We start from the raw sequence: 26,976 nt of genomic DNA on the forward strand, positions 1-26,976 counted from the left end.
CTTGCGTATTTCCCTATGCGACTTCGGCCAGTTCCCACGCATCGCGATCCGCGAGCAGCGCGGCAAGCAGCCGGTAATTCATTTCATGACTCGGACGCCACGCCGTGACGCGGCCGAGGATCGGCGCGCCCGCCATCGCCAGGTCGCCGATGAGATCGAGCGCGCGATGCCGCACGAACTCATCCGGCATCCGCAAGCCGCCCATCACGCTATTGCCGACGATGGTGGCCGTGCTCGACGGACGCGCGCCGCGCAAGATCGGCTTGCCGGTGACGATGCCCGCGGCAATCGCCAGCACCGCCCACTTCAGGCGCCCATAAGAACGCGACGGCGCAATCTCGCTGGCGAAGGCCGCGGGCGTGACCGTACCCTGCCAGCGCAGGTCCGGAAAGCCGCGCAGATCGGTGCGTACATCGAGTTCGTATCGATCCGACGGTTCGATGCACATGCGGCGCACTTCCTTGCCGTCCGCCTGCTCGACCGTCACCGCTTTCAGCACCCGGACAAAGCGCTTGCCGTGCGCGAGCGGCGCGCGGCCGGCATCGCGCAAGGCGTCGCACCAGGGGGTTGCGCTGCCATCGAGAATCGGCACTTCTTCGGCATCGAGATGCACGGTCGCGTGATCGATTTCCTGCGTCAATAAAGACGCGAGCAGATGTTCCACCGTGCGGATGCCCGTGCCATCGGACGAACGCAGCATCGTGCAGAGTGGCTGACCGTGGCGCAACGACGGATCGACGGGCACCGCGGCAAGTTTCCGTCCGCCACGCGAGCGCTCGAACCAGATGCCGGCGCGTGCACCCCGCACTGCCGGATCGACCGGAACGATGCGCACCTTCACGCGCCGCCCGGTATGCAGTCCACGTCCTTCGATCTCGAGCTCGCGCGCGAGCGTCCCTTGTTCGCGTTGCCATCCGGCAGGCGCGTGGATCATGCGCGCTCCTCGACGCTGCGGCGGTTCGCCGCCCCGTCCGCCGCGGCGTCCGCCTGCAGCGCCTGGACCACGCCGTCGACCTTCGAGACATCCAGCGCATGACGTGCGGCGAGCGCGTTGACCTGACCGGCGACATCGGCCTCCGCCGGTGCATCCTGAGCGCCCTTGATATCCGCGACGATGCGCGCCGCCAGCGAACTCACGGTCGCGCCTTCGGCAATCGCCATCACGGACAGCTTGACGCCGAGCGTCTCTTCGACGGCCATGCCGAGTTCGATGCCCATGAGCGAATCCATGCCGAGTTCGAGCACCGATGCGCACGGCACGATCTTCTCCGGCGACAGATGCAGAATGCGCGCAATCTGCGCCTGCAGGACCGTTTCGACCTGTGCCTGCGCGTCTTCGACGGGAAGCTCGCGCACCTGATCGCGCAGTTGCGCGCCACCTTCCAGCGCGCCTTCATCCGCGACGCCACGCGACAGTTCGCGATAGCGCCGCGCACTCGCCGCCGGCATGCCGCGCGCAATCACCTGCCAGTCGAGACGCAGCACGGCCTCGCCCGCGTGCTTATCGGCGATGGCGCGATCCAGCGCAGCCAGCGCTTCCGTCGACGTAATCGAACCGCCGCCGATGCGCCCTTGCAGCGCCTTCTTCGTTTCGCCGTTGCGCGCGAGGAAGCCGACGTCATCGAGCGGTCCCCACGCCATCACCGTGCCACACAGTCCTTGCGCGCGACGCCATTCGACCAGCGTTTCGAGGAAGGTATTGGCGGCGACATAGCTCGATTGTCCCGGATTGCCGAGATACGTCGTCGCCGACGAATACAGCACGAAGCAATCGAGCGCCATGCCGAGCGTCGCGCGATGCAGGTTCCATGCGCCCGCCACCTTCGGCGCGAACACCGCGCGCATGCGCGCATCGTCGAGATTGCGCAGCAGGCCGTCGTCGATATGCATGGCCGAATGGACGATACCCTTCAGCTCGCGCCCTTGCTGGTTGATCCATGCGATCAGCGCGTCGACCGCGCTGCTGGAGGACACATTGCAGGCACGCACGTCGATACGCGCACCGGTCGATGCCGTCAGTTGCGCAATGCCCTCGGCCTGTTCTGCATCCAGACGTCCGCTGCGGCTTGCGAGCACCATATGCCGTGCGCCGCGTTCGATCATCCAGCGCGCCGTCGCGAAGCCGAAGCCGCCCGTGCCGCCGATGATCAGATAGCTCGCGTCGGCCTTGAACGATGCCCTGGCTGCCGTGGGACGCGCCTTCGGCTGCGGCGTGCCGTGCGGATACGTCACCAGCACCTTGCCGATCTGACGCGCCTGCTGCATCGTGCGGAACGCCGCTTCGGCCTCGCGCGCGGCGAACGCGCGATACGGCAGCGGATGCAGCGCGCCCTCCGCGAAGAGCGCCATCACGTCCGCGAACAGACGCGCGGTGAGATCGGGACGCGCGCTCATCAACTGGTCGGCATCGATACCGAAATAGCTGATGTTGTTGCGGAACGGCCGCAAGCCGATCTGACTGTTTTCGTAGAAATCGCGCTTGCCGAGTTCGAGGAAACGGCCGAACGGACGCAGCGTATCGATGCCGCGCACCATCGCTTCGCCTGCCAGCGAGTTCAAGACGATGTCGATGCCCTCGCCGTTCGTCAGCGCGCGTACATCGTCAGCAAAAGCGAGGCTGCGCGAATCGAGCACGTGCTCCGCGCCGACCAGACGCACGAACTCGCGCTTCTCGCGGCTGCCCGCGCTCGCAAACACTTCCGCGCCGAGATGACGCGCAAGCTGGATCGCCGCGATGCCGACGCCGCCCGCGCCGCCGTGAATCAGCACGCGCTCGCCGCGACGCACGCGCGCCAGTTCGACGAGCGCGTAATAGGCGGTGAAGAATGCGGTCGGAATGGTGGCGGCTTCTTCGAAGCTCATCGACCCGGGTTTCTTCGCAACGGCGTCCGCGCGCGTCTGCACACGGCTGGCAAACGATGCGCTCGCAAAACCGAGCACGGCATCGCCCGCCTGCAGATGCGTGACCTTGCGGCCCGCACGCGTCACGCGGCCCGACAATTCCATGCCGATGGTCGCGCCCGCGAAACCGTTCTCGACGGCTTCGTCCGAGAGCAGGCCCATCGCGTACATGACGTCACGGAAGTTGAGGCCGGTCGCGGCGGGTTCAATCTCCACTTCGTCATCGGCGAGTTCGCGTTCGGGCAGCGGCAGCCATTGCAAATGACGCAGCGAACCCGGCGCTTCGAAACCGAGGCGCGCGTGTAGCGTTTCGGCTTCTGCGCCTGAGGGCTTGGCATCGGCGGGCAGCATACGGGACACATAGCGGCCCGCTGCCGTCAGCACGACTTCTTCTTCGGCATCGTCCGACAGCGCGGCGAGCAGTTCGTCCGCGAGGTGCGCGGCGCTTGCATCGTCCATCTGTTGCAAGTCGATCAGACGACACGCCATTTCCGGATGCTCGTTGGCCAGCGTGCGCGTCAGGCCCCACAGCGTGCCATGCGCAAGCGATGCATCTTCGCTGCGCGCCTCGGCGGGCAATGCCACCGGCGCCGCGCCGTGCGTGACGACGTTCAATTGCGGCATGCGCGCGTTGTGCGTGGCGGCTGCATCGCGCACGAAGGCGGCGAGCGCGAGCGCCGTGGCGTCCTGCGCGCGGAGCATTGCTTCGCCGCTGCGGGTGGAATCGGCTGGTTGCGGCGCGACGAACACCAGATGCGGCGCGTGTTCGAGCGAATGCAGACGCAACGCGGCATCCGCGAGTGAGACGCGCGTCACGGCTTGTCCGCGTGATGTCAGGGCGCGACACAGCGCGGCTTCGAACCCGCTGTCCTGTTCGCTGCCCGCGATCCACCAGGTGCCGCGCGGCGTCACGCCTTCAGCCTGCGACATGTCCAGCGGCTTGCGCGCCACGACGATCGCCGGCACGCTTTCCAGATCGATGTCGTGTTCGATCTCGCGCGTCACGTGCTCGAAGCCCGCGGCTTCAAACAGTGCTTCGAGTTGCGCGGCGGGCACGCCAGACGCGGTATCGAACACGAGTTCGCTGAAGCGTCCGCGCTGCGGCTCCGCCATCACGACGATGCCGCCCGGCGCGAGCCAGCCGCGCAGCGCTTCGAGCAGCTTGCGCGAGGCTTCCTGCGTACCGGGCGCACCGGGCGCACGGCGGGCGACGATCACATCGAACGGACCGCGCTCGCCTTCCAGCGACGGTGCGTCGCCGAAGCTGATGACGGCCGTGCGCGTCGGATCTTCGCTGGCCGGATCGAACGCCTGCACTTGCGCGAACGTTCCGGCCAGCACGCGCTCACAACGTTCGCCCGGCAGCGCAACGTCAAGTCCGTGGATGAACTGCGCATCGGGTGCCGCGATCTCCAGCACGCGAATGCGGCGCGCCGGCGTCCACGACAGCACCGCCTGCGTCACGCACTGCTCCAGCACGCGATTGGCGTGCGCCCAGGTGGGCGAGGCATCGAGATAGTGTTCGTATAGTGCGTCGCGCGTGCTCGAAGGCGCTTCCGCGCTGTCGCTCGCGAGCAGCGCAGGCAGTTGCGCGCCGCGATGCGCCAGCAAGGTCAGTTCCGCCACATGCGCGGGCGACGACGCGAGCAGCGAGCGCCACAGTTCGTCGGCGGCAGGCCAGTCGGCGCAGGCGGCTTCATCGCGCGCGAGGTGACCGTCGCGCTCGATCAGCAAGCCGTCTTCGAGCAGCATGCGTTCGAGTGCATGATGCAGGCGCTCATTCGACGCATCCGCATCATCGATGCCTTCCAGCGCACGCAGTGCGTACGCGCTTGCGAGCACATCGAACAGCGGCAGCGTTTCGGTGAGATGCGACTGCCGGCGCGCAGTGGCGTCGAGCGGGCTCAGCGCGGTCAGTGCATCGAGCGCACGGGCGATCAGCGCAGCCGGTGCGGGCAGCGTGTGCGAGCCGGCAGCGGCGTCGAGCGGCTGCGGACGCGCGATGAACTTCAGGCGCGCAGGCGGCACATGACGGCGTCCGAGCAGATCCACGCGACGGAAACGGCACCCGGAAAGACGCATGACGACGTGATGATCGGCATCGACGAAATCGAACGATGCCAGCACCGAGTGCGGACTGCGCCGGTCGATGCGCGCAATCACCGCGCACACTTCTGCCGTGCGCAGGAAATCGATGCGGCCGATCTGCACCGGCACGTAGGCGGCGTGGTCCTTGCCGCTTGCACCGAGCAGCGCGAACAGCGGATGGAAACCGGCGTCGATCAATGCGGGGTGCATGGCGAAGGCATCGGCGTCCTTCATGACGTCGGCGGCGTCAACGGGCAACGACAGATGCGCGAACGCACGCTCGCCGTCGATGCGCACATCGCGCACCCAGCGGAACGCCGGACCGTAGGACAGACCGATGCGATCGGCCTGTGCATAGAGCTGGTCGGCATCGATGACGTCACGCGCCAGCAAGCCGGACAGATCGTCGGACCGGGACACGACCGGTCCGCTCTGCAGGAAGCGGCCGCTGGCGTTGAGCGCCCACGGATCGTCGCTCATGCGGTCGCGCGTTTCGATGCGGAAGCGCGCCGTTGCCGGATCGATCACGAACCGCACGCGCTTGCTGACACCCGCCTGGAAGACGAGCGGCACATGAATCTCGAGATTCTCCAACGCGCAATCGTCGCGGCGCATGAATTCACGCCCCGCAGCCAGCGCCATCTCGATGTAGCCCGCGCCCGGAAACGCGGGCGCGCCATCGACGACGTGATCGTTCAGGAACGCGATGCGCGCCGGATCGATCTGATTGCCCCACGCCAGCGCGTGCTCCGAGAGCCGGTAACCGAGCAGCGGATGCGCCCGCTTGCGGTTCACCAGGTCGTAGGACTCGGGCGTCGGCATGCGCCAGAAGGTTTCGCGCTGCCACGGATAGGTCGGCAACGCGGTGCGCGCGGCGGGCGGTGCAAAGCGGTCCACTTCGACCGGCGCGCCGTGTGCAACGGCGTTGAGCACGGCGCGACGCAGCATGACCGCGTGGTCTTCATTGCGCTTGAGCGTGATCAGCGCACGCGCGCCGTTGAAACCGCCTGCCTTCAGCGTCTGATCGACATAGCTGCGCAGAATCGCATGCGGGCCGACTTCGAGGAACAGCGCGATGCCCCGCTCCGCCAGATGCCCGATCGCCGATGCGAAGCGCACCGGGTCGCGCACGTTGCGCCACCAGTAGGCGGCATCGAGCTGCGTGCCGTCGAGCGTCGCGCCCGTCACCGTTGAAACGAAGCGTCGCGCGGCCGCGCCCGGCTTCAGATCGGACAGACCGCTTTCGATCTTGCTCTGGATCGCGTCCATGTGACGGCTATGGAACGCGTAGTCGAGCGTGAGCATCCGGAAGAACGTGCCATCCACGCCCAGCGCCGCTTGAATCTCGAGCAGTGCATCGGGGTCGCCTGCGAGCGTGACGGCTTGCGGACTGTTGATGCCTGCAATTTCGACGCGCTCGGCCAGATCGAGTTGCGCGATCAGAATGGCCGCCGCTTCCTCGCTGATGCCCGCTGCCGCCATCAGGCCGCTTCCGCGCGTGAGCGCCTGCGCGCCGCTGCGGATGCGGATCACGCGCACGGCCTGTTCCAGCGTCAACGCGCCGGCCGCCCACGCAGCCGCGATTTCGCCGACGCTGTGTCCGCAGGCCGCGACGTAACGTACGCCGCGTGCCGCGATGGCGCGCGTGATACCGACTTGCATCGCGAACAGCAAAGGCTGTGCGATCTCGGTGGCGGCGAGCGTGTCGGCATCGACGCCTGCTTCGAGCATGGCGGCGAGCGACGGGCTGCCGTCGGCGCACCAGAGTGCATCGACTTCGCGCAGCGCTTCGGCAAACGCGGCGTCTTCCTTCATCAGGCGCTGGCCCATGCCCGCCCATTGCGCGCCGTTCCCCGAATACACGAGCGCGAGCGGCGCGCTTTGCTGCGAGGCCTGACCGGTGACGATCGCCGCTGTGTCGCTTCCAGTCGATGCCGCGAACGCGCCCAGCGCCTCGCGTGCTTCGTCGAGCGATGCGGGCGCCACGATCGCGCGCTGTTCCATCCACTGACGACGGCGCGCAGCGCCTGCTGCGAGCGCGGACCACGGCGTGCCGGCATCGAGTGCGTTCAGATAGCGCGACGCCTGTGCGGCCAGCGCGGCGTTCGAACGTGCGCTGAGCATGAGCGGCGCGAAGCCGGTTGCGGGCGGGTGCTCGTCGGCTTGCGGCGCGGCTGGTGGCGCTTCGCTCAGCACGACGTGGGCATTCGTGCCGCCGAAGCCAAACGAATTGACGCCGACATGCAGCGGCTCGCTGCCGGATTCGAGCGGCGTAAAGCGATCGACCACGCGCATGCGGCCGGCGCCAAAATCGATTTTCGGATTCGGCGACACGAAATGCAGCGAGCGCGGAATCGCGCGGTGCTTCAGGACCAGCACCGCCTTCAGCAGACCCGCCATGCCCGATGCCGTTTCCAGATGGCCGAGATTGGTCTTGACGGAACCGATGAGCAGCGGTGCATCGGCTTCGCGGCCCGCACCGGCGACATCGAGCAGCGCGCGTGTTTCGATCGGATCGCCGACCTGCGTGCCGGTGCCGTGGGCTTCGACGTAGGCGAGTTGCGCGGGCAGGACGTTGGCATCGGCATAAACGCGGCGCAGCAAGGCAGCCTGCGTCGCCGCACCCGGTACGCTGATGCCGCCTTGCGTGAAGCCGTCCGAATTGACGCCGGAACCGGAGATGACGGCGTGGATCGTGTCGCCGTCCGCGAGCGCGCGAGACAGCGTTTTGAGCATGACGAACGCGCCGCCTTCGGAGCGCACATAGCCGTCGCCGCGCGAATCGAAGGCGCGGCAACGGCCTGTCGGCGACAACATCGACGCCTTGGCGAAACTGACGAAGCCGAACGGATGCAGCAGCATGTTCACGCCGCCCGCGAGCGCCGTTTCCGCTTCGCCCGATGCCAGTGCGCCACAGGCCTGATGCAGCGCGACCAGCGACGAGGAACAGGCGGTATCGATCGACATGCTGGGACCGCGCAAATCGTACAGATAAGAGACGCGGTTGGCCGCGATGCTCATCGTACTGCCGGTTGCCGAATAGGGATCGACAGCCGACAGATCGTCCATGCTGCGATTGCCGTAGTCCGTGCTCGCGACCCCGACGAAGACGGCGCAATTGCGGCCTTTCATGTCGGCGGGACGCACGCCTGCATCTTCGAATGCTTCCCACGCGAGTTCGAGCAGGAGACGCTGCTGCGGGTCCATCTGCGCGGCTTCGCGGGGCGAAATGCCGAAGAACTGCGCGTCAAAGCCGGCCACGTGATCGAGGATGCCTGCTGAGAAGGTGTAGCTCTTGCCGGGCTCCTGCTTCGAAGGATGCTGGTAGAAATCCGTGCCGAAGCGATCGGCCGGGATTTCAGTGACGGCATCCTTTTCCTGTACGAGCAGATTCCAGAGATCGTCGGTGTTGGTTACGCCACCAGGGAGCCGGCACGACATGCCGATGATTGCGATTTTTTGGGTCATGTTCTCAATTCATCTCTGCAGGCGCGAATTGCGTTTGCGGCGCGGGGCGTGTGGCGCGTTCGCCTTCCATGACGCCAACCAGCGCACGACCCAGTTCATCGATGCGCAGGTCCCGCGACCCTTGTGAGGTCGCGCCGTAATTCGTCCAGATAAAGAAGTCGCTCTTGTGCGGAAACTGACCGATATGCCGATACGCGCGTGACATCGCCGGGACGTGATCGCCGTAGAAACACACGATCGTGTCGCGTTCGCGCGTGCGCAGATACTCGAGGAGGCGGCCGATCATGGCGTCCGCGTTTTCGAGATGGCGCAGGTAAGCGGTGAGTTCGTGCAACTCGGGTGCGTCGCCGAGGGCGTGCCAGGCCGCGCCTTCGCCCGGTCCGACCGTTTCCAGATGCAGCGGACCGTGGTTTTCCATCGTCACGGCGAAGATGAACGCCGGTTCGGCACTGGCTTCGAGCGACTCGATGATCTTGTCGGCAACGGCTGCATCAGCGACGTAGGCACCGGCGCGGCGCGCTGTTTCAAAGGCCTTGATATCGATGAAGCACTCGAAACCGAGATGGCGATAAGCGCGATCACGGCCAAAAAAGTCGCTGTGGTAAGGATGGATCGCGCTTGTCCTGTACCCCGCGCCTTTCAGCCACGACGCCAGGCTTGCACCCGCTCGCCGCACGAACGCATACGGATAAAAGCGCGCGTATCCGAGCTTCGACTGATCGAGGCCGGTGAGCAGCGCAAATTCGCTGCGCATGGTGTTCGCGCCCCACGCGGGAACATCGAGTTCGCCGCTCAGGCAGGCTTCGGCTCGGGCGATGTCGAACTTTTCGAGGACGGAAGCGCGAATTTTTGAATGAAGACGGCGGGCATCGAAGAAGGATTCGCTCTGAATGACGAGCACGTCCGGGCGATGTGGAGCGGCGTTCGCGAGCGCAAACGAGTTGGTGTCGAGCGCTGTCTGCATCGCTCGAAACGTCCGCACGCGCATGCCGTTCACGAGATAGGCTGCGAAGACCGCGACGAAGCCGTGCATCACGTGATCCAGTGGAGGATCGAGCGTAAGCGGCAGGCGAGAAGGAAGCATGGCGCACGCTCCGAGCGAGAGCGCGACGATGCATGCAAGCAACGCGTAGTGCGGATGCCCGAGCGGCGCATCGAGGACGAACGCGATCACGAAGACGCCGATGCCGAGCACGATCGCGACAAGCTTGCCCAGGCTCAGAAACGGCAGATACAGACGGGGATGCCGGAACAACTGCGAGAAGAGACTGAGATCGGTGAAGACGAACGGCTCCCGCAAAGTCTCGTATTTCGCGTTGTTGACGATGACGAGAGCAGCCACGCAGGCAAACGCGACGAACGCGGAGAACGCGGGCCGGGCGCTTGCCATCAGCGCGCTGCAGAACAACAGGTTGACCACGCTGGCCAGCAACAACATCGAACGCCAGGAACGGCGCCAGCACGCTGTGGCGCGCGGACGTGCGCAGGCATCGGCGCACAGGGATGCCGATAGTGCGATGAGACAACCGAGCAGCGCGTTCACCGCGGCGGGCGCGCGGGGCGCACCGGATAAAACAGCGCGAGCAGCGCGTCGCCGATGGCTGCGGGCATTGCACGAACAAAGCGCATGCCGAGATAAAGCGGACCGGGAAACGCGATGATCTTGCGGCGCGCGGCGAGTCCGCGCTGAATGACGCGTGCAGCTTTCGATGAAGTCCAGAGGAACGGCTTGCTGCCGGGGAACACATCGCTCATGGCGGTTTTGACAAAGCCGGGCAGAACGATCGACAGCGCAATGCCATGGCGCGCGAGCAACGGCCTCACCGATTCGCCGTACGCGTGCAGCGCCGATTTGCTCGCGCAATAGGCCGGCGAAACGGCCATGCCGCGGATAGCGGCGAGCGAAGCGACGAGTGCGATCTGGCCGCGTCGGCGTGCGCGCATACGCTCCGCCACGGCTTGCACGGCATGCATCGCGCCGAAGAAGTTGGTTTCCACGACCCTGCGCGTGCACGCGAGATCTTCCCAGTCATCCGGCGAAGACAGCGTGTTGGCGACGCCTGCATTCGCGATCAGAAGGTCGACGGGATAGCGATGATCGAAGTCTGCGAGCCATGCGTTCATGGCATCGGCGTCACATACATCGAGCACGCCTTCCACGACATGCGCACCCGCTTCGCGGCAGCGATCCGCGCATGCATGCAGGCGCGCCCGATCGCGGCCGAGCAAACCGAGCGTTGCGCCGGGCTCAGCGTAAGCACGGGCAAGCGCTTCCCCCAGACCGGCGCTCGCGCCCGTCACGACGATCACGCGGGCGCTAGCCATCGCTGCCCGCCTCCAGACGTGCGACAGCGCCGGCCACCGCCATCTCGATGCCGCGCCGCGTGTAGAAGTCGCCGTTGATCTGGGTATTGCAGATCACGTAGTCGAGAAACGCCTGATAGAGCTGCATGTCGGGAGGGCTCGCCTGACTCCAGAAGTCGTCGAGCGAACCTTGCCAGGTCATGCCGGGCATGTTGTAGATCGCGCTACCCAACGCGATGAGCGGACGCTGGTGATGCAGCGCCGACAGCCCCACCGTGCTGTTCACGACGACCACGCCCTGCGCGTGATCCAGCAAGGTTGGCAGATGACCGGCTTCGAGATAGACGAGACGCTGCGCCATATCGAGCGACTTCGCCAGTTCGCGTGCGAATCGCTTGTATTCGATGAGACCTGTATCGAGCGGATGATTCTTGATGACGAGCAAGGCGTCCGCGGGCGCATTCTGCGCGAACGAACGCACGACACGCTCGATGGCTTCGCGCACGCCGCCGCCGAACGGCGAATGCACGACGATCTGCGAATCCGAATTCAGTTGCAGGGGGAACAGATAGTACGGATGCCTGGCATCGACGAGGTCGGCCGTGGCGCGCACCGCGTCATCGCGATGACGCTTCTGCCGCGCGAAGCGCGCCGCGAGCGCCGAGTATTCCTTCATGCCGTTGTGCGGGCGATGACTTTCGTAGCCAGGAAAACGCTGCGCATGGAAAGCATTGCCCAGCCGATACCGGATGTCGTGCCAGGCGCGTTCGTAGAGGTTGTAGCCGGTTGCCCGCGCCTCAGGGACCGATGCAACGCGATTCTCGAGGTACCACGCCGGATCGCGCGGCATGCGCGAGCGGCCATTGACGCCGTATTGCTCAAGCGTCAGCCAGTGTGGCCGCACATAGCCTTCCTCGAAGACGTGCACACGCACGCCGTGGCGCTCGGCAATGGGATGCAAAGGAGCGTGAATGGCGCGGCAATCACCGAAAAGAAAGATATCCGAGAAGAATCCGGAGCCGATTTTATGCTCGTACCAGGCCGGTAAATCCCGAGTGTGCTCCGTGTAGTTCAATGCCTGCGATCCGCGTGAATAAAGCAGATCCCCGCCGCAGAAATTAATCCGCTGCACCGTGTGTCGTTTCTCGCTTAGCGCTGCCGAGAGATGCGAAAAGAAATGGGACGCGGTGCCTTGAAGGGCGAGGAACGATCGCGGCATCGGAAATGGGAATTGAAAGGAAGCAGTTGGGGAAAGCCCAACCGACCATCAAGATTCGGTAAGTTTTACGTATTTGGCGAGATGATTTTTCGCAATGATACGTTCGTAATATTACTTTGTCTGACAGTTCTTAAGCACATGTTGCAAAAATAGCACAATGAAATGTAACACTTCAACACTTTCTCACATCAGATATAATCCGCCGCAATCTTGCCCAGCAAGGAGTTCACGCAGCCGACGCCCCTTTCGGACGTCTGGCAGGCGGGAAGAGTGACAGTCGGTTGAGGAAGATCGGCCCGATTGATGCTTTCGCCGACCGCGTGATGAATTGTAACATTTCTTAGCAAAGGTAGTTTTTACCTTTTATGCGTTTGTAAGATTTTCAACCAAAAGTTGAGATCAGTTTACGCGTTCGAACCCGCTTCGCTCGTCGATCGTCGAGGTGAGAGCGCCGGGCATATTCATTTGTATGCTCAATTGCGATTTCACGCTTTGGAATAAAGCTTTGGAAAAGACTCAGCATTTGCCGGCTCAACCGATTGGCAACAAGGAAAGTCAAGGGATATTGGCGCGGTGGAAGGGCGTTAATCGGCTATGTCTCCTCACCGTGATTTTTCCGACGGTTATTGCCACCTTGTATTACGGGCTTTTCGCTTCCGATGTTTATGTATCGGAGTCGCGGTTCGTCGTGCGGAGCCCGCAGAAAGAGACGCAAACCGGCTTCTTCAGTTCGCTTCTGGACAGTACGGGCTTCAGCAGCTCGCAAGACGACACGTACGCGGTCAACGACTACATGACCTCGCGGGACGCGCTCGCCGCGCTGAACAAGAGCGACTACTTCGCCAAGGCCTACTCGGGCACGCACGGCGACGTTCTCAGTCGCTTCCCGGCGTTCGACTTCGATCGCAGCTTCGAAGGTCTCTACAAGTACTACGGCAAGCAGGTCGACGTGCAGTTGGACAGCACGACGTCGATCACCTCGCTCAAGGTCAATGCGTTCACGGCGCAGGACGCCTGGCGTATCAACGTGCGGCTGCTTGAACTGGCCGAGCAACTCGTCAACCGAATGAACGACCGTGCGCGTCAGGACACGCTCAAGGTCGCGCGCGATGAAGTGGCGCGCGCCGAGAACCGCGTAAAGGATGCGTCCGTCGCGCTGTCGGGCTACCGGAATGATCAAAATGTGTTCGACCCGGACAAGCAGTCGGCCTTGAAGTTGCAGCAGGTAGCGACCTTGCAGCAGGCGCTCATCGAAACCAAGACGCAACTGGCCCAGCTTCAGTCCGTGGCGCCCGACAATCCGCAGATTCCGGTACTGCGCACGCGCATGACGGCGCTTCAAAGCGAAATTGCGAACGCGGCCGGGACCGTGGTGGGCGACAAGTCGTCGCTCGCGCGCAAGGCGCCTGGCTACGAACGGCTGATGCTCGAACGGGAGTTTGCGGAGAAACAACTTGCCTCCGCGATGGCTTCGCTGGAAAGCGCGCGCACGCAAGTCCAGAAGCAGCAGTTGTACCTCGAACGCATCGCCGCGCCTGGACTGCCCGATCAGGCCTTGCTTCCCAAGCGCCTTCGCGGAGTGATTACGGTCCTGATCGCCGGTCTGGTGGCGTGGGGCTCCCTGAGTCTGCTCATTTCAAGTGTTCGCGAACACAAGAGCTAAGACTGCGCATGAGTACCTCCACGCCCTTCGCTACGTCTCTGCGCATTCAGCTTCGCGTCGTGCACGCACTGTTGATGCGCGAGATCATCACACGCTATGGACGGCATAACCTCGGCTTTGCGTGGCTTTTTGCAGAGCCGATGCTGTTCACGGTGGGCATCATGGCGTTGTGGAGCACGATACACTCCATGGGGTCGTCGCATCACATCGATGCAGTTGCCTTTGCCCTGATGAGCTACTCGACCGTGCTCGTCTGGCGCAACACCATCGGACGATGCACGCTGGCAGTGGAGCCCAATACGGCTCTCCTGTTTCACCGCAATGTGCGCGTGCTCGACCTATTCCTGTCTCGTATCGCACTCGAGCTCACCGGCGCGACGCTGTCGATCAGCATTCTGCTTCTGATCATGATCGTCGCAGGCGTGGTTTCGCCTCCCGCCGACCTGCTTGAAATGTGCCTCGGCTGGGGGTTGCTGTGCTGGTACGCGGCATCCATGGCGCTCGTCGTGGGCGGCCTGTGCGAATACAGCGAACTTGTCGAACGTCTTTGGCACCCAATCGCCTATTTTCAGTTGCCTGTCTCCGGCGCGTTCGCCATGGCTGCCTGGCTGCCCGATCGACTGCGGGCAATCGTGTTGCTCTTTCCCGCGCCGAATTGCGTCGAGATCTTCCGTGAAGGCTACTTTGGCGAACAGTTCAAGGCGTACTACGACATTCCCTACGTGGTCTCGATTCTCTCGGTGCTGACCTTCGTCGGCCTGTGGATCATCCGGGACGTCTCCAGCCGCGTGGAGCCGCGATGATTCATCTCGACGGCGTGACCAAGTACTACAAGACGCGCAGCGGGCGCCGGCGGATTCTCGACAACGTCAATCTTCGTGTGAACCGTGGCGACAAGATCGGCATTCTCGGCAAGAACGGCTCCGGCAAATCGACCTTGATTCGCCTGATTGGCGGGTCGGAAGCGCCGACGTCGGGAAACATCGACCGTGAAATGAGCGTGTCGTGGCCGCTGGCCTTCGGCGGCGGCTTTCAGGGCAGCCTGACCGGTCTCGACAACCTGCGCTTCATTTGCCGCGTGTACGGCGTCAAGCACGAAGACGTCCTCGCGTTCGTCGAGGACTTCTCCGAACTGGGCGTCTATATGCGTGAGCCCGTCAAGAATTACTCCGCCGGCATGCGCGCACGTCTGGCGTTTGCCCTGTCCATGGCGATCGAATTCGACTGCTTTCTGATCGATGAAGTCATCTCCGTGGGCGATGCGCGCTTTCATCAGAAGTGCCACGACGAACTGTTCGTCAAACGCAAGGACCGCGCTCAGATCATCGTGTCGCATGAAGCGCACAACATCCGCGAGCATTGCAATCGGGCCTGCGTGCTGCATAACGGCGTGTTGACGGAATTTCCGAACATCGACGCTGCGTACGACTACTACAACTCGAGGTAAAAGTTGAAGCATCCCGTCAACAAGAAGCAGATCAAGGTCTTGCTGGAAATGCGCCCCGCGCTCGAAGGCTTCGCGGGCATTCCTCAGGAATGTCGCCTCCTATTCCGTGGCTTGCGGATGCTCGACGATGTGGACGCCGAGGGGATGATCCAGACATCCCAGCGCACGCTCGCGCGCGGCACGCCGATCCGTACGAAGCGCTTTAAGAAGGTCACGGCCGCGAAACGCCTCAACCGCTATTCGCGCGTGATCGTGTCGCTGGCCGAAAAGCCCTATCGCACGCTGATAGACGAAGTCTACAGCTACATCGAAAAGCGCCTGGCGGCGACATCGCTATCGCTTCGCTCGCTGGCCGGCGGCGGCCGCATCAAGCTGACGCAGTTCGAATCGCACAACTTCACTGACTTCACGTGGCGCACGCTGTTTGCCAAAACGCTTCCGGCGTCGGACTTCGACCTGGTCTCCAGCGCGGATCATCGGATTTGCTCCGTACCGTGGCACACCATGCACATGGCCGGCCTCAAATCGATGAGCGTGTCGCCGAACCCGCAGTACCCGCGTCTTGCGACCGAAGGCGTTGATGTCTTCATTGCGCAGACACCCTACCCGGCCTCCATCGACCGCAAGACGGCTTTTGTCGTGCGATATCACGACGCTATTCCCGTCCTGATGCCGCACACCATTCCGGATAAATCGCTGCATCAGGCGACGCACTTCTACGCGCTGTCGAGCAACGTGAAATCGGGCGCTTACTTCGCATGTGTTTCGGAATCGACGCGCCAGGACCTCCTGCGCATGTTCCCCGAGGTCGCCGATCGTGCCGTGACCATCTACAACATGGTCTCGCATCACTACTTCAAAGAAGCCGCGCAAGCGCAACGCGTGCCCGACATCATTCGCGGGCGCCTTTACGAAAGCGATGCAGTGAAAGGCGTCGAGCTTCGTCCGAAGTTCTTCAGCCTGCGCGAGCAGGAGGGCTTCTATCGTCGCGTGCTCAACGAGAAGCCGCTCAAATATCTGTTGATCGTGTCGACTGTCGAGCCGCGCAAGAACCACACGCGTCTGCTCGCTGCTTGGGAAGTGCTGAAGGCCGAGGTCGATCCAGATATCAAGCTGGTCGTGGTCGGCACAATCGGATGGGATTACATGTCGATCGTCAAGGGCTTCCGCTCGTGGATCGACCGTGGCGAACTGTTCATGCTCAATGCCGTGCCCGCGCCGGACCTGCGCGTGCTCTATCGAAATGCGGCCGCGACGGTTTGCCCGAGCCTCGGTGAAGGCTTCGACTTCTCAGGCGTCGAAGCAATGCGCAGCGACGGCGTGGTGATCGCATCCGACATCCCCGTGCATCGCGAAGTCTATGAAGATGCAGCGGAGTACTTCGATCCCTACTCGACCGCAACGCTCGTCAAGGCGCTCAAGAACGTACTCTACGCCTCTGACGCAGAACAGCGCCAGGCCCGTCTGCGCGAACGCGGCCACGCAGTGTCCGAGCGATATCTGCCGGAGAACGTTCTGCCGAAGTGGCAACAGTTCATCGAGAACGTCGCTTCAAAGCCGCGGCCGGCTCTGACGGACGCGAACGCCCTGCCCACTCCCAATCAAGTGCGGGGTGCGGTTGACGTCCGCTGATCGACAATCCGGCAATCCGCTGGCGTGGCTCGGCGCTGCAATCGCAGCGCCTGCGCGCCTGCAGCGTATGTTGAAGACTCACGCCGAAGCCATCTTCGATGCGCTCTTCATGCCGTTGGCCGGCCGCGAAGCGAGCGAAGCGGAACGCTCCGCTTTCGTGCATCGGCTTCGGCAGGGCCTCGGCTTGCGAGAGTTCGCGCAAGAAGTCGCAGCGATGGAAAGCGCGTGGCAACGCGCGGTCCGCACGTCATCGAACGAGCTGGTGCAACAGGCGTATCGAGGCGTGCTCGGACGCGATGCTGATCCCGAAGGCCTCCAGGTTCATGCGTCATTGCTTGAACGGGACGGCGATCTCGCGCGTCTGATCCAAGTCATGGATCGCTCGGTCGAAAGCGAACGCAACCGGTTCCAACACGTGCGCGCTCAATGGCTCGACGCGCTCGAGCAGGCCGATGCATCGCATGAATCGGTCGTGACGCAACTCGCGGCCAACGTGCGTACGGCTGATACGTTCGACGACATGGCAGTTGCTCTTCACGCACTGACAACCCCCGATGCCTTGTGGGCCTCGGTCGTTCGGCTCCGCGCGGAGGACCTCGTGAACGAGGCCTACGCAGCCGTGTTGAAACGTGAAGCCGACGTCGACGGTCGCACGGTTCACGCCGCCGCGCTGCGCAAGCACCTGAGTGTAAAGACGCTCGTAGAGGGTCTCGTCAAATCCAGAGAGCACGAACAAAACCAGTTCGGGCAGCTCAAGCGATCGTTGCACGATGCACTCGCCGGCTACGCACTGCTGTCCGCGCAGATGAATGCACGAGCGATCGAACGCGTCGTTCAGGCAAGGAACCATACTGAACTGGTAGGCTCGCTGGCGGCTTCGCTCGATTCCGAACTCGAACGTTCCGCGCTCTTCCATCGCAAGCATCCGCAAATTCGCTTTCGGCCCGTGGGTATCGGGCGGCTGCTCACGCCGCGGCCACTCGGGCTCATCTTCGTGCCGTCTGAAGCATGGCTGCCTTTTGCGCTGGGCATCAGCGAATACTTCCAGCAGACTCAGTCGATCGAATCGGTTCTGGTCTATCAGGAATGGTCACCCGCCATCTCCGACGCGTGCGCGCTTTCGGCATCGGTCTTCGATGTCATCGAGCTTCGAACGCTGCTGACGAATGCCCAGACCCTCAAACTGCGTCCATCGTTCATCGTGTCGCATTCATTTGGCTGGCTGCCGCAAACACGCTCGCTCCTCGCGCAGTTCAGCAGCGCGAGCTTCTTCACGTATGCGGACGCCTTCAAGAACGAGATGGACTCGAGACTCGACGCCGAGCGCAACATCATCGGCGGCTTCTACTTCGGCTATCAGCCCGAAGGGCGCAAGGTCCGACCGCAGGCCATTCTGCCGACGACCGAAATCGTGCGGCACATCCACGCCATTGCCGGGCAATACGAGTTCGCAGACAATTTCAAGGAACAGATCGGCGGGCGGCGCGACTACGCCCTCGTTTATCTGCGCTATTGGGGAACCGGACCGTACGCATTCTCACTCGAAGAAGTCGCGCGTTGCATCGTCGATACGGTGACGCGCTTTTCCGATCCAACGAGCACGATCGTGCTCAAGCGCGATTCGCGCGCGCATCCCGATCTTTACTCGATCGTCGATTCGGCGTTGAACCAGGCAGGCTTTATCACCGAAGACTTCGGCAGCCTGCTCACTCGCGTCGGTGTGGGCGAAGCGTACGAAGCCATGCCGGTGGAGTACTTCCTGTCCAAGGGCCTTCTGTGCGATGCGGTCCGTCACTTCGTATTCGACAGCAGCCTGAGTTTTCACATCGCCGTGGCGCCGAAAATCGAGCGAGACACGGAGATCGTCATCGGAGCGGCACTCGACAGTCTCGCCAATGAAATGGAGCAAGAGGTCGCGCATGTCGACAACGTCGAAGACCAACTCGCTCAAGAACGGGGCACGGCTGCCCGCAGCAAGCTGGCAGGCATCAAGACGATCCGCCGCTATTCGAAGCACTACTTCGACGCCGTCATGAATCACACCGCGCCGCGCGCGCTCAGTTGCGCGCACGTCTCGGACGGTCTCTATCTGGTCAAGCTTCATTCAGTTTCGCATCCAGGCCATGAACAACAATAATCACATCATCAACGCGCGGCATGTCTTCGAAGTCGAGATGGACGGGCTCCGCAAGGTGCGCGATCTCATCGACGACGCCTTCGCCGGCGCAGTCGAATGCATCATTCAGTCAAAGGGACGAGTCGTGCTGTGTGGCATCGGCAAGTCAGGGTATGTCGCACGCAAGATCTTCGCGACGCTGGTGAGCACGGGCACCCCGAGTCTCTACATGCATCCGGGCGAAGCGTTCCATGGCGATCTCGGCATGGTCTTACCCGACGATATCTTCGTGATGGTGTCGAACTCCGGTGAGACCGAGGAAATCCTGCGGCTGGTCCCGTTCATCGAGGAAAACGGCAACAAGATGATTGCGCTGACCGGCAATCCGGAATCGAGCCTTGCACGTGTCGCCGATCATCACCTCAACGTACGCATCGAAGAAGAGGCTTGCCCGCTGCAACTGGCGCCGACGGCGTCCACGACAGCAACACTCGTCATGGGCGACGCACTCGCCGTCGCTCTGATGAAAGCACGCAACTTCGGCGCGGAAAATTTCGCACGCTTCCACCCCGGCGGTTCGCTCGGACGAAAGCTGCTGCAGCGCGTGCGCGACACCTTGCAATCAGCGACTTTCGTCGAAGCGAACGCACCCGCGACCACGGTTATAGCCAGGCTCGCCGAATCCAGAACCGGGCTCATCTGCGTTGGCTGGGACCACGACCTGCAGGGAATCATCACCGATGGCGACCTGCGCCGCTCCCTGAATAAACACGCCGACTCGAGCTTCTTCGAGTTGCAAGCTCGCGACCTGATGTCGTCCCAACCCAAAACGGTGGATGCGGCCACACGCTGCGCCGACGCGGATCTGCTGATGCAGAGCGCGGGAGTGAATTCCCTGATCGCCATGAATCAGGGACGTGTGTGCGGAATCTACCAACTGCTCAACAAATCGATCTGAAGGCGCTCGATGAAAGTCATTGCTTTTCTACCTGCCAAGGGTTCGAGCTCTCGCATCGAGAGCAAGAACATGAAGCTTCTCGACGGGAAGCCGCTGTTTCTTCATATGCTGGAAAATCTCACGGCGTGCGATTTCATCGACGAGGTCTATCTCGATACCGAATCTGAAGATGTAATCGCAGCCGCAAGCGAAGTTGCGTGCAAGGTTATGCGCCGCGATCCCGAACTCGCGAGCAACCGGACCGACGGGAACAAGCTGTTCCTGAACGAAGTCCGGTACGCGCAGGCGGACATCTATATACAGGCGCTTGGCACCAGTCCGTTCATCACACCCGAGACGATCAAGAAAGGTATCGACATTCTTGTCGAACACCCGGAATACGATTCGGTCGTGCTGGTGCGCAAGGAGCGTCAGTACACCTGGCGCGACGGCCACCCCGTGTATGACATCGAGCATATTCCCAACAGTTCAGATCTCGGCGACACGGTAATCGAAACGATGGGGCTCTACATCGTGCGGCGCGAGGCAGCGCTCGATACGCAGCGCCGGATCGGCAATAACCCATATCTGCTCGATGCCTCTGCGCTCGAAGCGGTGGACGTGAACTGGCCCGAAGATTTCGCGCTGGCGGAGCTCATCGCGGCAGGTATGCGCGAGAAGGACCGCAAGCTGCTCGGCAATATTAAAAATCACCTGACCAGCTCGATGCTGTCCGACATCCTCGATGATCTCGGCTATCCGAATCAGATCGTCAAGGGTCTCACGCCGAATTTGAGCGGCGCGAAGATTTTCGGCCGTGCCAAAACGCTCAAGCTGCGTGCGCTTGAGGAAGGTGAAGATTTCCGCGGTATTTATCACGCGCTCAAGTCCTACGAGACGATCGTTCCCGATGACATCATCGTCGTGGAGAACGAGGTGTCCACGCATGCATATTTCGGCGAGTTGAATGCCAATCTCGCGATCCGCTCCGGTGCAGCCGGCGTGATCGTCAACGGCATGACACGCGACACGGTTGCTGTGCGCGCAACGGGCTTGCCGGTGTTTGCGAAAGGTTCGACCTGTCAGGACGTCCGCAAACGCGCGACGACCGAGTCGATCAACAAGACCATCTCGCTGAACGGAATCGAAGTGCGTCCGCACACCTTGATTTTCGCGGATGCGGAAGGTGTCGTCGTGATCCCGCTGCGCATCGAAAAGCAGATCATCGAAGAAATCTTCAAGGCTGCAGCGAATGAAAAGCGCATTCTCGTTGATATCTCAAACGGCGCAGACGTGGATCATCTGACGTCGGCGTACGGCTTTTTCTAAATAAAAAGGGCGCCCCCGTTCGGGGCGCCCCGGATCAAATCGGGCTTCGGATATCAATACGTCCGAATCACGTTGGTCACCGGGAAGGCCACCGAAAACACCAGATTCAAGAACTTCTGCAACTCGGCCACCGGCGCATTCGACACATACACCAGGTCTCGATTGCTCATCGGAAACGACTGCGCGACGAAGAAACTCGACGGGTCTTTCAGATTCAAGCGATACACCACCGGCACCTTGTCGTCCGCCGTGGTACGCACCGGCTGATTGGGCCAGTTGAGAGCGTCTTTAGGCTCGAAGCGAAAGATGAACACGCCCTTCGGGTCCGAACGACTGTCGTTCAAACCGCCCGCGCGAGCGAGTGCCTGCGAGAGCGTGATGCCTTGCGCTTCGAAGTTGATTTCGTCGTTCTTGCCGGAGGCGCCGAGCACCGTGAAGCTCAGCGGCTGGAACAGCGCGGTCACGACGTCGCCTGCATGAAGCGGCACGTTCTGGCGCGGGTCGCGAATGATGGTCTGCAACGGCAGCGATTCGACCATGTCGCCGCGTGTGACCTGAATCATGGTCTTGTCGACAGGTTGCTTGACGCCACCGGAGTTGGCCAGTGCATCGAGGAGTCGTTCGCCGCCCGCGGTAAGTTCCATGCGCGAACTGGCGTTCACGTCGCCCACTACCGTGACATAGGAGGTGGCGTTCTTGACGAGGCGGACGAGGACTTGCGGCTGATTGGCCTTGCCCTTGAGGCGCGCTGCGATCGCTTGCGACAGTTCGGTCGACGAGCGGCCGGCGGCCTGTACCTGGCCGACGAAGGGAACATCGATCTTGCCGTCCGTATCGATGATCTGCGCCGGCAGCACCGTGGCCTTCGCGCCTGCGCTGCCACCGATGTCGGCCTGCGACATGGTGGTGCCGAAGAGCGTGGCAGGCGGAGCCTCCCAAACGGAGACTTCGATCACATCGCCCGGGCCGAATTGCTGGCGTCCGAGGCGGGCGTTGCCGAGGCTCTTTGCGAAGTCGTCGGTGCTGCGCTCGGCGAGCAGTTTGCGGGCGACATCGTCAGTGACGTCGATGATTTGAATGCCACCCAGTGCCTGGGTGGCCTGGTTGTTGGATTCATCGCCGACGCTCATGACCTGGGCCGCGGTGGGACCCGACGAAGGAACGACCGAACACGCGGTCACTCCGAAGAGCGTGGAGGAAGCGATCAGGCTTAGTGCAGTTCTTCGGCAATACATGGGTAGGGAAGCTCGTTGTTGACGCAGTTGAACACTACGAGAAGCGATTCGAAATAGAGAGAAGCAAGTTGAATCAATCAGTCGATCAAAGTATCGGTCGCCACGAATTCTGTCACAACACGTTTGGGTAGCATAGAGAAATTGGCCGCTGTTCTGCTGGATGTTTCGCGTTTGCTTCATCGTCTCTTGAAGCAGAAATTGCCTACCGGGGTGGACCGCGTCGGGCTCGAATACGTACGCCATTACAGCGTGCGCCCAGACACGCGCGCCGTACTCAGCGAAGCAGGCATGAGCGTCGTGTTGTCGTCGTCACAATCGAAGCGCGCCTTCGAACTCTTGCTCGAACAGAATTTCGCATCGTCAAACAAGGTGCGAAAGCTCATTGTCGAAGCGGCATGTCGCGTGTTGCGCAATGACAACTTCATGCAGGCAACGCTGCTGCATACCAGTCACTCGGGAATCGAGCGCGCGCGTTATATGCATGCGATGAAGCGTCGCGGCATACGCACTGTCGCGATGGTGCACGACCTCATTCCGCTCACCCATGCAGAGTATTGCCGGCCTGCTGTCGACGCTACTCATCGTCAGCGCATGCATTCGGCTTTGAGGCACGCACACGGCATCATCGCCAATTCGAAGTACACGCTGGATACGCTGGATGACGAAGCGCACACCGCAGGCCTGTGCGTGCCGTCAGCAGTCGTTGCCCATCTTGCCCCGGGTCTCGAACTCAGGGCGCGCGTGAAGCGTCTCATCGATGTGCCCTACTTCGTCATGCTCGGCACCATCGAGCCGCGCAAGAACCACTGGCTCATGCTCCAGGTATGGCGTCGACTCGTTGAACAACTCGGCGATGCTGCGCCGAAACTCGTCATCATCGGGCGTCGCGGATGGGAGTGCGAAAACGCCGTCGACATGCTTGAACGCAGCGCGCCGCTTAAACAAGCGGTCATCGAAGAAGCAGATTGCAATGACGAACGGCTTCAGGCGTGGCTTCAGCATGCGCAGGCGCTGCTGTTTCCTTCTTTCGTCGAAGGCTATGGCATGCCGCTCGTGGAGGCGCTCACGCTGGGCGTGCCCGTGCTCGCCAGCGATCTCGATGTCTTCCACGAGATCGCCGGCGATATCCCCGAGTATCTCGATCCGCTCGACGGTCCATGCTGGCTCCAAAGCATTCGCGCCTATTCAGACCCTTCAAACACGGCACGAAACGCGCAGATCGCGCGTATAAAAGACTTTCAGGCACCAACGTGGCAGCAACATTTCGATGTAGTCGATCGCTTCATTGAGGCGTTGCGCTGATGTCCATGTCGGGTCCGGTATGGTCGAACGCGCCGCGCGGCACTCGCATGCTGTCGCGCTGGATCGTGCCATCGGAGGCATTGACGGATGCGCTCCACGACATCACCCTCGGTCTCTCGCCCAGCATCGCGCATACGATGCAACGCGTGCTGTCTGCGCACGCCACGCCCGCACGTGATCGCTTGCCTTACTGTGCGCCCGCGTTGCTGACGGCGCGCGAACGGACACGTGTGCTCATCATCGACCAACGCCAGCGCTCATGCACGATGCATGGCGTCGCGCGCAACGACCCACGCACATGGTCACTCATGTTCGATGCGGCGCGCACGTCGCACCCCGACGCCGAGTTGTGGATCACGCGATCCGGTGAACGTGCGCGAGGAACCTGGCTGTCGGCCTCATGCGACCTGACGTTGCACGATGTTCGCAGCATCGACGATAGATACTCTATCTGCGCCGCGTTTGCGCATGTGGATCATGTCTATACGCTGAGCGCGGCAGAGGGCATGCACGCGTTGATCGCAGGCAAGCCGGTACATGTGTTCGGCGCACCGTACTACGCAGGCTGGGGCCTGACGCATGATGCAAACGCCTTGCCTGATCGCACCGCGCGCCCTACATTGCATGCGCTGTTCGAACTGACATTCATGCATTGGGCTCGCTATGTCGATCCGTCGACACACAAGGAAGGCACGCTCGATCAACTGCTCGACGCGCTCGAAGCACATGCTCAAGTGCGTCAGCGTTTTGCGGATCTGCCGACCGTCGCGGGCGTACGCTTTCAAATATGGAAGCGCCCCTTCGCGACGCCTTTCTTGCGCGCGGGCGGCAACGCACTCTGCTGGACCGACGAGCCCGGGCAACGCTCGTGCCACGAACTTGCCGCTTTTTGGGGCGCACGAAGCGCAAAAGGATTACCTGACGGCGTGAAGCACTTTCGTATCGAAGACGGCTTCTTGCACTCGTGCGGGCTCGGCTCCGACATGATCGCACCGATGAGCCAGGTGATCGACCAGCGCGGCATTTACTTCGATGCAAGCCGCCCAAGCGACCTTTCCACGCTGCTGAACGAAACCGACTTCAGCGAGACCGAACTCGCACGAAGCGCAGCGCTGAGACGCTCTATTGTCGAAGCGGGCCTTACCAAATACAACCTCGGCCGATGTGCGCCTGCATGGCGCGCGCCGCGAGGAAAGCGTGTCGTGCTCGTGCCGGGCCAGGTTGCCGACGATGCATCGATCCGGCTCGGCACACGCGGCATCACGACGGCCGATGCCTTGTTGCGCGAAGTTCGACGGCTGCGTCGGGACGCGTTCATCGTGTACAAGCCGCATCCGGATGTACTGTCAGGTAATCGGGAGGGACTGATCGATGCCCACAGTCTCGCCGATATGGTTGATATCGAAGCCGATCTGCTTTCGCTCGTGGATCGCGCCGATGAAGTTCACACGCTATCATCGCTCGCCGGTTTCGATGCGCTGCTGCGCGGCAAGGACGTCTTCACCTATGGCATGCCGTTCTATGCGGGCTGGGGTCTTACGCACGACGCGCTCGCCCCGCCTTCATGGCGCAAGCGCACGCTTACGCTCGACCAGTTGGTGGCAGGCGCATTGATTCGCTATCCGATTTACTTCGATTGGCATCTGGCGATTCACACTACACCGGAAGCAATCGTCCAGCAACTTGCCCGGCGGGCTTCGCGCCCGCTGTCAAAGCAACCGAAACATCTGCGGATGCTCTTGAAGATCATCCGATGGTGCCGCAATGCACTCCGACATATGGCATGGCGTGTGCGGCACGCGCATTGTGGCTCAACCGAATCAAACACCCAGGCACAGGAACAGTAATCACATGAAAATCGTACCGGTCATTCTCTGCGGCGGTAGTGGCACTCGTTTGTGGCCCATGTCCCGTGGCGGTTATCCGAAGCAGTACCTCAAGCTCACGGGGGAACTCACGTTGGTTCAGCAGACGGCCAGGCGACTGCACGACGTCGAGCATGTCGCCGCGCCGATCGTCGTCACCAACAACGAGCAGCGCTTTCTGGTGGCGGAACAACTGCGCCAGATCGGCGTGCAGCCCTCCGCGATCGTGCTGGAACCGGCGGGTCGCAACACGGCGCCGGCAATTGCCGTGGCAGCACAACTCGCCACCCGCGATGGACAGGATGCTTTGCTGCTCGTACTGCCCTCGGATCACGTCATCCTTAACGAACGCGTGTACGCCGAACTCGTGCAAGCGGCGAGTGCCGTGGCGGCGGACGGCCATCTCGTGACCTTCGGTATCGAGCCGACGTCCGCGCATACGGGTTATGGCTACATTCGCGCAGGCGCGGCCTTGTCGTCGCAATCGGGCGCGCATGCGGTCGATGCCTTCGTTGAGAAACCGGATGCGCAGACCGCCGAACGCTTTCTGTCGGACGGCGGATATTACTGGAACAGCGGTATGTTCATGCTGAAGGCATCGACCTATCTGGCTGAACTGACGCGCCATGCACCGGACATCGCCGAAACGTCTGCGCTCGCGCTCGATGACGCCAAATGCGACAACGACTTCATTCGCCTCGACGCGAGTGCTTTCATGCGCTGCCCGAACGTATCGGTCGACTATGCGGTGATGGAAAAGACGGACCGCGCGGCCGTGATTGCGGCCGCGGACCTCGGCTGGAACGATATCGGCTCATGGTCGGCATTGGCCGAAATAGCCGACACCGATGACGCAGGCAACGCTGTGATCGGCGACGTGCTCGCTGAAGGCGTCACGAATTCCTATGTGCGCGCCGAGCATCGGATGGTGGCGGCGATCGGGCTGGACAATGTCGTCATCGTCGAAACGGCGGATGCGGTGCTGGTCGCGCATCGCGATCGTGCGCAGGACGTCAAGAAAATCGTCGAGCGGCTCAATGCGTCGGGACGGCATGAGTCGGTCACGCATCGCCGCGTGGTACGTCCGTGGGGCTCGTACGAAGGCATCGATCAAGGTGACCGCTTCCAGGTCAAGCGAATCGTCGTGAATCCTGCCGCTCAGTTGAGTTTGCAGATGCATCATCATCGCGCGGAGCACTGGATCGTCGTGAAGGGCACGGCGATCGTCACCAATGGCGACAATGAAATCATTCTTTCCGAGAATCAGTCGACGTATATTCCGCTCGGCGTCACGCACCGCTTGCGAAATCCTGGCCGCATTCCGCTGGAACTGATTGAAGTGCAATCGGGCTCGTATCTCGGCGAGGATGATATCGTCCGCTTTGAAGACACGTACGGGCGCGTAGGCAACAATTGAAGAGGTAGGCGGTGGTGCGGCGTCCTTGTCCCGGTTCGGCTGATTCAAGCCCG

Annotated in this window: 16 protein-coding genes; 10 read left to right on the top strand and 6 right to left on the bottom strand. The window is 62.2% G+C overall.

Annotation, left to right across the window (positions count from 1 at the left end; all coding sequences use genetic code 11):
- Positions 1-13: 13 nt before the first annotated feature.
- The 5 genes from QCE88_RS11605 to QCE88_RS11625 form a co-directional block, all read right to left on the bottom strand.
- Positions 14-931: a UDP-3-O-acyl N-acetylglycosamine deacetylase gene (locus QCE88_RS11605; RefSeq protein WP_409018116.1), complete on the bottom strand. Its 918-nt coding sequence runs from the start codon at positions 929-931 to the stop codon at positions 14-16.
- On the bottom strand, positions 931-8,457 hold the full coding sequence (locus tag QCE88_RS11610; protein WP_309901961.1) for a type I polyketide synthase: 7,527 nt from the start codon (positions 8,455-8,457) through the stop codon (positions 931-933). The genes QCE88_RS11605 and QCE88_RS11610 overlap by 1 nt, the downstream gene beginning before the upstream one ends.
- A 4-nt stretch (positions 8,458-8,461) precedes the next feature.
- Positions 8,462-9,895 carry an LTA synthase family protein gene (locus QCE88_RS11615; protein WP_309901963.1) on the bottom strand — a complete coding sequence of 478 codons (1,434 nt, stop codon included), beginning with the start codon at positions 9,893-9,895 and terminating at the stop codon, positions 8,462-8,464.
- A 101-nt stretch (positions 9,896-9,996) separates the two neighbouring features.
- Positions 9,997-10,782, bottom strand: coding sequence for an SDR family NAD(P)-dependent oxidoreductase (locus QCE88_RS11620; RefSeq protein WP_309901964.1), 786 nt, complete (start codon positions 10,780-10,782; stop codon positions 9,997-9,999).
- The gene (locus QCE88_RS11625) at positions 10,775-11,980 is read right to left on the bottom strand and encodes a capsular biosynthesis protein (protein WP_309901966.1); all 1,206 of its coding nucleotides are present in this window, start codon (positions 11,978-11,980) and stop codon (positions 10,775-10,777) included. Before QCE88_RS11625 ends, QCE88_RS11620 begins: the two co-directional genes overlap by 8 nt.
- A gap of 442 nt (positions 11,981-12,422) precedes the next feature.
- On the opposite strand from QCE88_RS11625, the gene QCE88_RS11630 reads away from it, so the two are divergent.
- The 7 genes from QCE88_RS11630 (at position 12,423) to QCE88_RS11660 (ending at position 21,104) form a co-directional block, all read left to right on the top strand.
- Positions 12,423-13,643, top strand: coding sequence for a hypothetical protein (locus tag QCE88_RS11630; protein ID WP_309901968.1), 1,221 nt, complete (start codon positions 12,423-12,425; stop codon positions 13,641-13,643).
- An 8-nt stretch (positions 13,644-13,651) separates the two neighbouring features.
- Positions 13,652-14,446, top strand: a complete 795-nt coding sequence (locus QCE88_RS11635) for an ABC transporter permease (protein WP_309901970.1) — start codon at positions 13,652-13,654, stop codon at positions 14,444-14,446.
- The gene (locus QCE88_RS11640; RefSeq protein ID WP_309901972.1) at positions 14,443-15,090 is read left to right on the top strand and encodes an ABC transporter ATP-binding protein; all 648 of its coding nucleotides are present in this window, start codon (positions 14,443-14,445) and stop codon (positions 15,088-15,090) included. The genes QCE88_RS11635 and QCE88_RS11640 overlap by 4 nt, the downstream gene beginning before the upstream one ends.
- A gap of 3 nt (positions 15,091-15,093) precedes the next feature.
- The gene (locus tag QCE88_RS11645) at positions 15,094-16,722 is read left to right on the top strand and encodes a glycosyltransferase family 1 protein (protein WP_309901974.1); all 1,629 of its coding nucleotides are present in this window, start codon (positions 15,094-15,096) and stop codon (positions 16,720-16,722) included.
- A 67-nt stretch (positions 16,723-16,789) separates the two neighbouring features.
- On the top strand, positions 16,790-18,859 hold the full coding sequence (locus tag QCE88_RS11650; protein WP_309901976.1) for a hypothetical protein: 2,070 nt from the start codon (positions 16,790-16,792) through the stop codon (positions 18,857-18,859).
- Positions 18,846-19,796, top strand: a complete 951-nt coding sequence (locus QCE88_RS11655; protein WP_309901978.1) for a KpsF/GutQ family sugar-phosphate isomerase — start codon at positions 18,846-18,848, stop codon at positions 19,794-19,796. Before QCE88_RS11650 ends, QCE88_RS11655 begins: the two co-directional genes overlap by 14 nt.
- A 9-nt stretch (positions 19,797-19,805) precedes the next feature.
- Positions 19,806-21,104 (top strand): cytidylyltransferase domain-containing protein, encoded by a 1,299-nt coding sequence (locus QCE88_RS11660; protein ID WP_309901980.1) that lies wholly within the window; start codon positions 19,806-19,808, stop codon positions 21,102-21,104.
- 53 nt (positions 21,105-21,157) lie between these two features.
- On the opposite strand, the gene QCE88_RS11665 is transcribed toward QCE88_RS11660, so the two are convergent.
- Complete coding sequence (locus QCE88_RS11665) at positions 21,158-22,339, bottom strand: polysaccharide biosynthesis/export family protein (RefSeq protein ID WP_309903540.1); 1,182 nt, start codon at positions 22,337-22,339, stop codon at positions 21,158-21,160.
- 141 nt (positions 22,340-22,480) lie between these two features.
- Here QCE88_RS11665 and QCE88_RS11670 point away from each other — a divergent pair, with 141 nt between their 5' ends.
- From QCE88_RS11670 to QCE88_RS11680, 3 genes are read left to right on the top strand one after another with little or no spacing between them, the layout of a single operon-like run.
- Entirely contained in the window at positions 22,481-23,641 is a 1,161-nt protein-coding gene (locus tag QCE88_RS11670) for a glycosyltransferase family 1 protein (RefSeq protein ID WP_309901982.1), read from the top strand.
- Positions 23,641-25,488: a capsular biosynthesis protein gene (locus QCE88_RS11675; protein WP_309901984.1), complete on the top strand. Its 1,848-nt coding sequence runs from the start codon at positions 23,641-23,643 to the stop codon at positions 25,486-25,488. The genes QCE88_RS11670 and QCE88_RS11675 overlap by 1 nt, the downstream gene beginning before the upstream one ends.
- Positions 25,489-25,492: 4 nt before the next feature.
- Entirely contained in the window at positions 25,493-26,923 is a 1,431-nt protein-coding gene (locus QCE88_RS11680; protein ID WP_309901986.1) for a mannose-1-phosphate guanylyltransferase/mannose-6-phosphate isomerase, read from the top strand.
- Positions 26,924-26,976 lie beyond the last annotated feature (53 nt).

This window comes from Caballeronia sp. LZ035 (genome assembly GCF_031451175.1).
Classification (GTDB): Bacteria; Pseudomonadota; Gammaproteobacteria; order Burkholderiales; family Burkholderiaceae; genus Caballeronia.

What these genes read in the sequence shown, in the direction of transcription:
- QCE88_RS11610 (WP_309901961.1), bottom strand. Translation starts at nt 8,457, where the DNA reads ATGACCCAAAAAATCGCAATCATCGGCATGTCGTGCCGGCTCCCTGGT.
- QCE88_RS11615 (WP_309901963.1), bottom strand. Translation starts at nt 9,895, where the DNA reads ATGTTGTTGCTGGCCAGCGTGGTCAACCTGTTGTTCTGCAGCGCGCTG.
- QCE88_RS11620 (WP_309901964.1), bottom strand. Translation starts at nt 10,782, where the DNA reads ATGGCTAGCGCCCGCGTGATCGTCGTGACGGGCGCGAGCGCCGGTCTG.
- QCE88_RS11625 (WP_309901966.1), bottom strand. Translation starts at nt 11,980, where the DNA reads ATGCCGCGATCGTTCCTCGCCCTTCAAGGCACCGCGTCCCATTTCTTT.
- QCE88_RS11635 (WP_309901970.1), top strand. Translation starts at nt 13,652, where the DNA reads ATGAGTACCTCCACGCCCTTCGCTACGTCTCTGCGCATTCAGCTTCGC.
- QCE88_RS11640 (WP_309901972.1), top strand. Translation starts at nt 14,443, where the DNA reads ATGATTCATCTCGACGGCGTGACCAAGTACTACAAGACGCGCAGCGGG.
- QCE88_RS11650 (WP_309901976.1), top strand. Translation starts at nt 16,790, where the DNA reads ATGTTGAAGACTCACGCCGAAGCCATCTTCGATGCGCTCTTCATGCCG.
- QCE88_RS11655 (WP_309901978.1), top strand. Translation starts at nt 18,846, where the DNA reads ATGAACAACAATAATCACATCATCAACGCGCGGCATGTCTTCGAAGTC.
- QCE88_RS11660 (WP_309901980.1), top strand. Translation starts at nt 19,806, where the DNA reads ATGAAAGTCATTGCTTTTCTACCTGCCAAGGGTTCGAGCTCTCGCATC.
- QCE88_RS11665 (WP_309903540.1), bottom strand. Translation starts at nt 22,339, where the DNA reads ATGTATTGCCGAAGAACTGCACTAAGCCTGATCGCTTCCTCCACGCTC.
- QCE88_RS11675 (WP_309901984.1), top strand. Translation starts at nt 23,641, where the DNA reads ATGTCCATGTCGGGTCCGGTATGGTCGAACGCGCCGCGCGGCACTCGC.
- QCE88_RS11680 (WP_309901986.1), top strand. Translation starts at nt 25,493, where the DNA reads ATGAAAATCGTACCGGTCATTCTCTGCGGCGGTAGTGGCACTCGTTTG.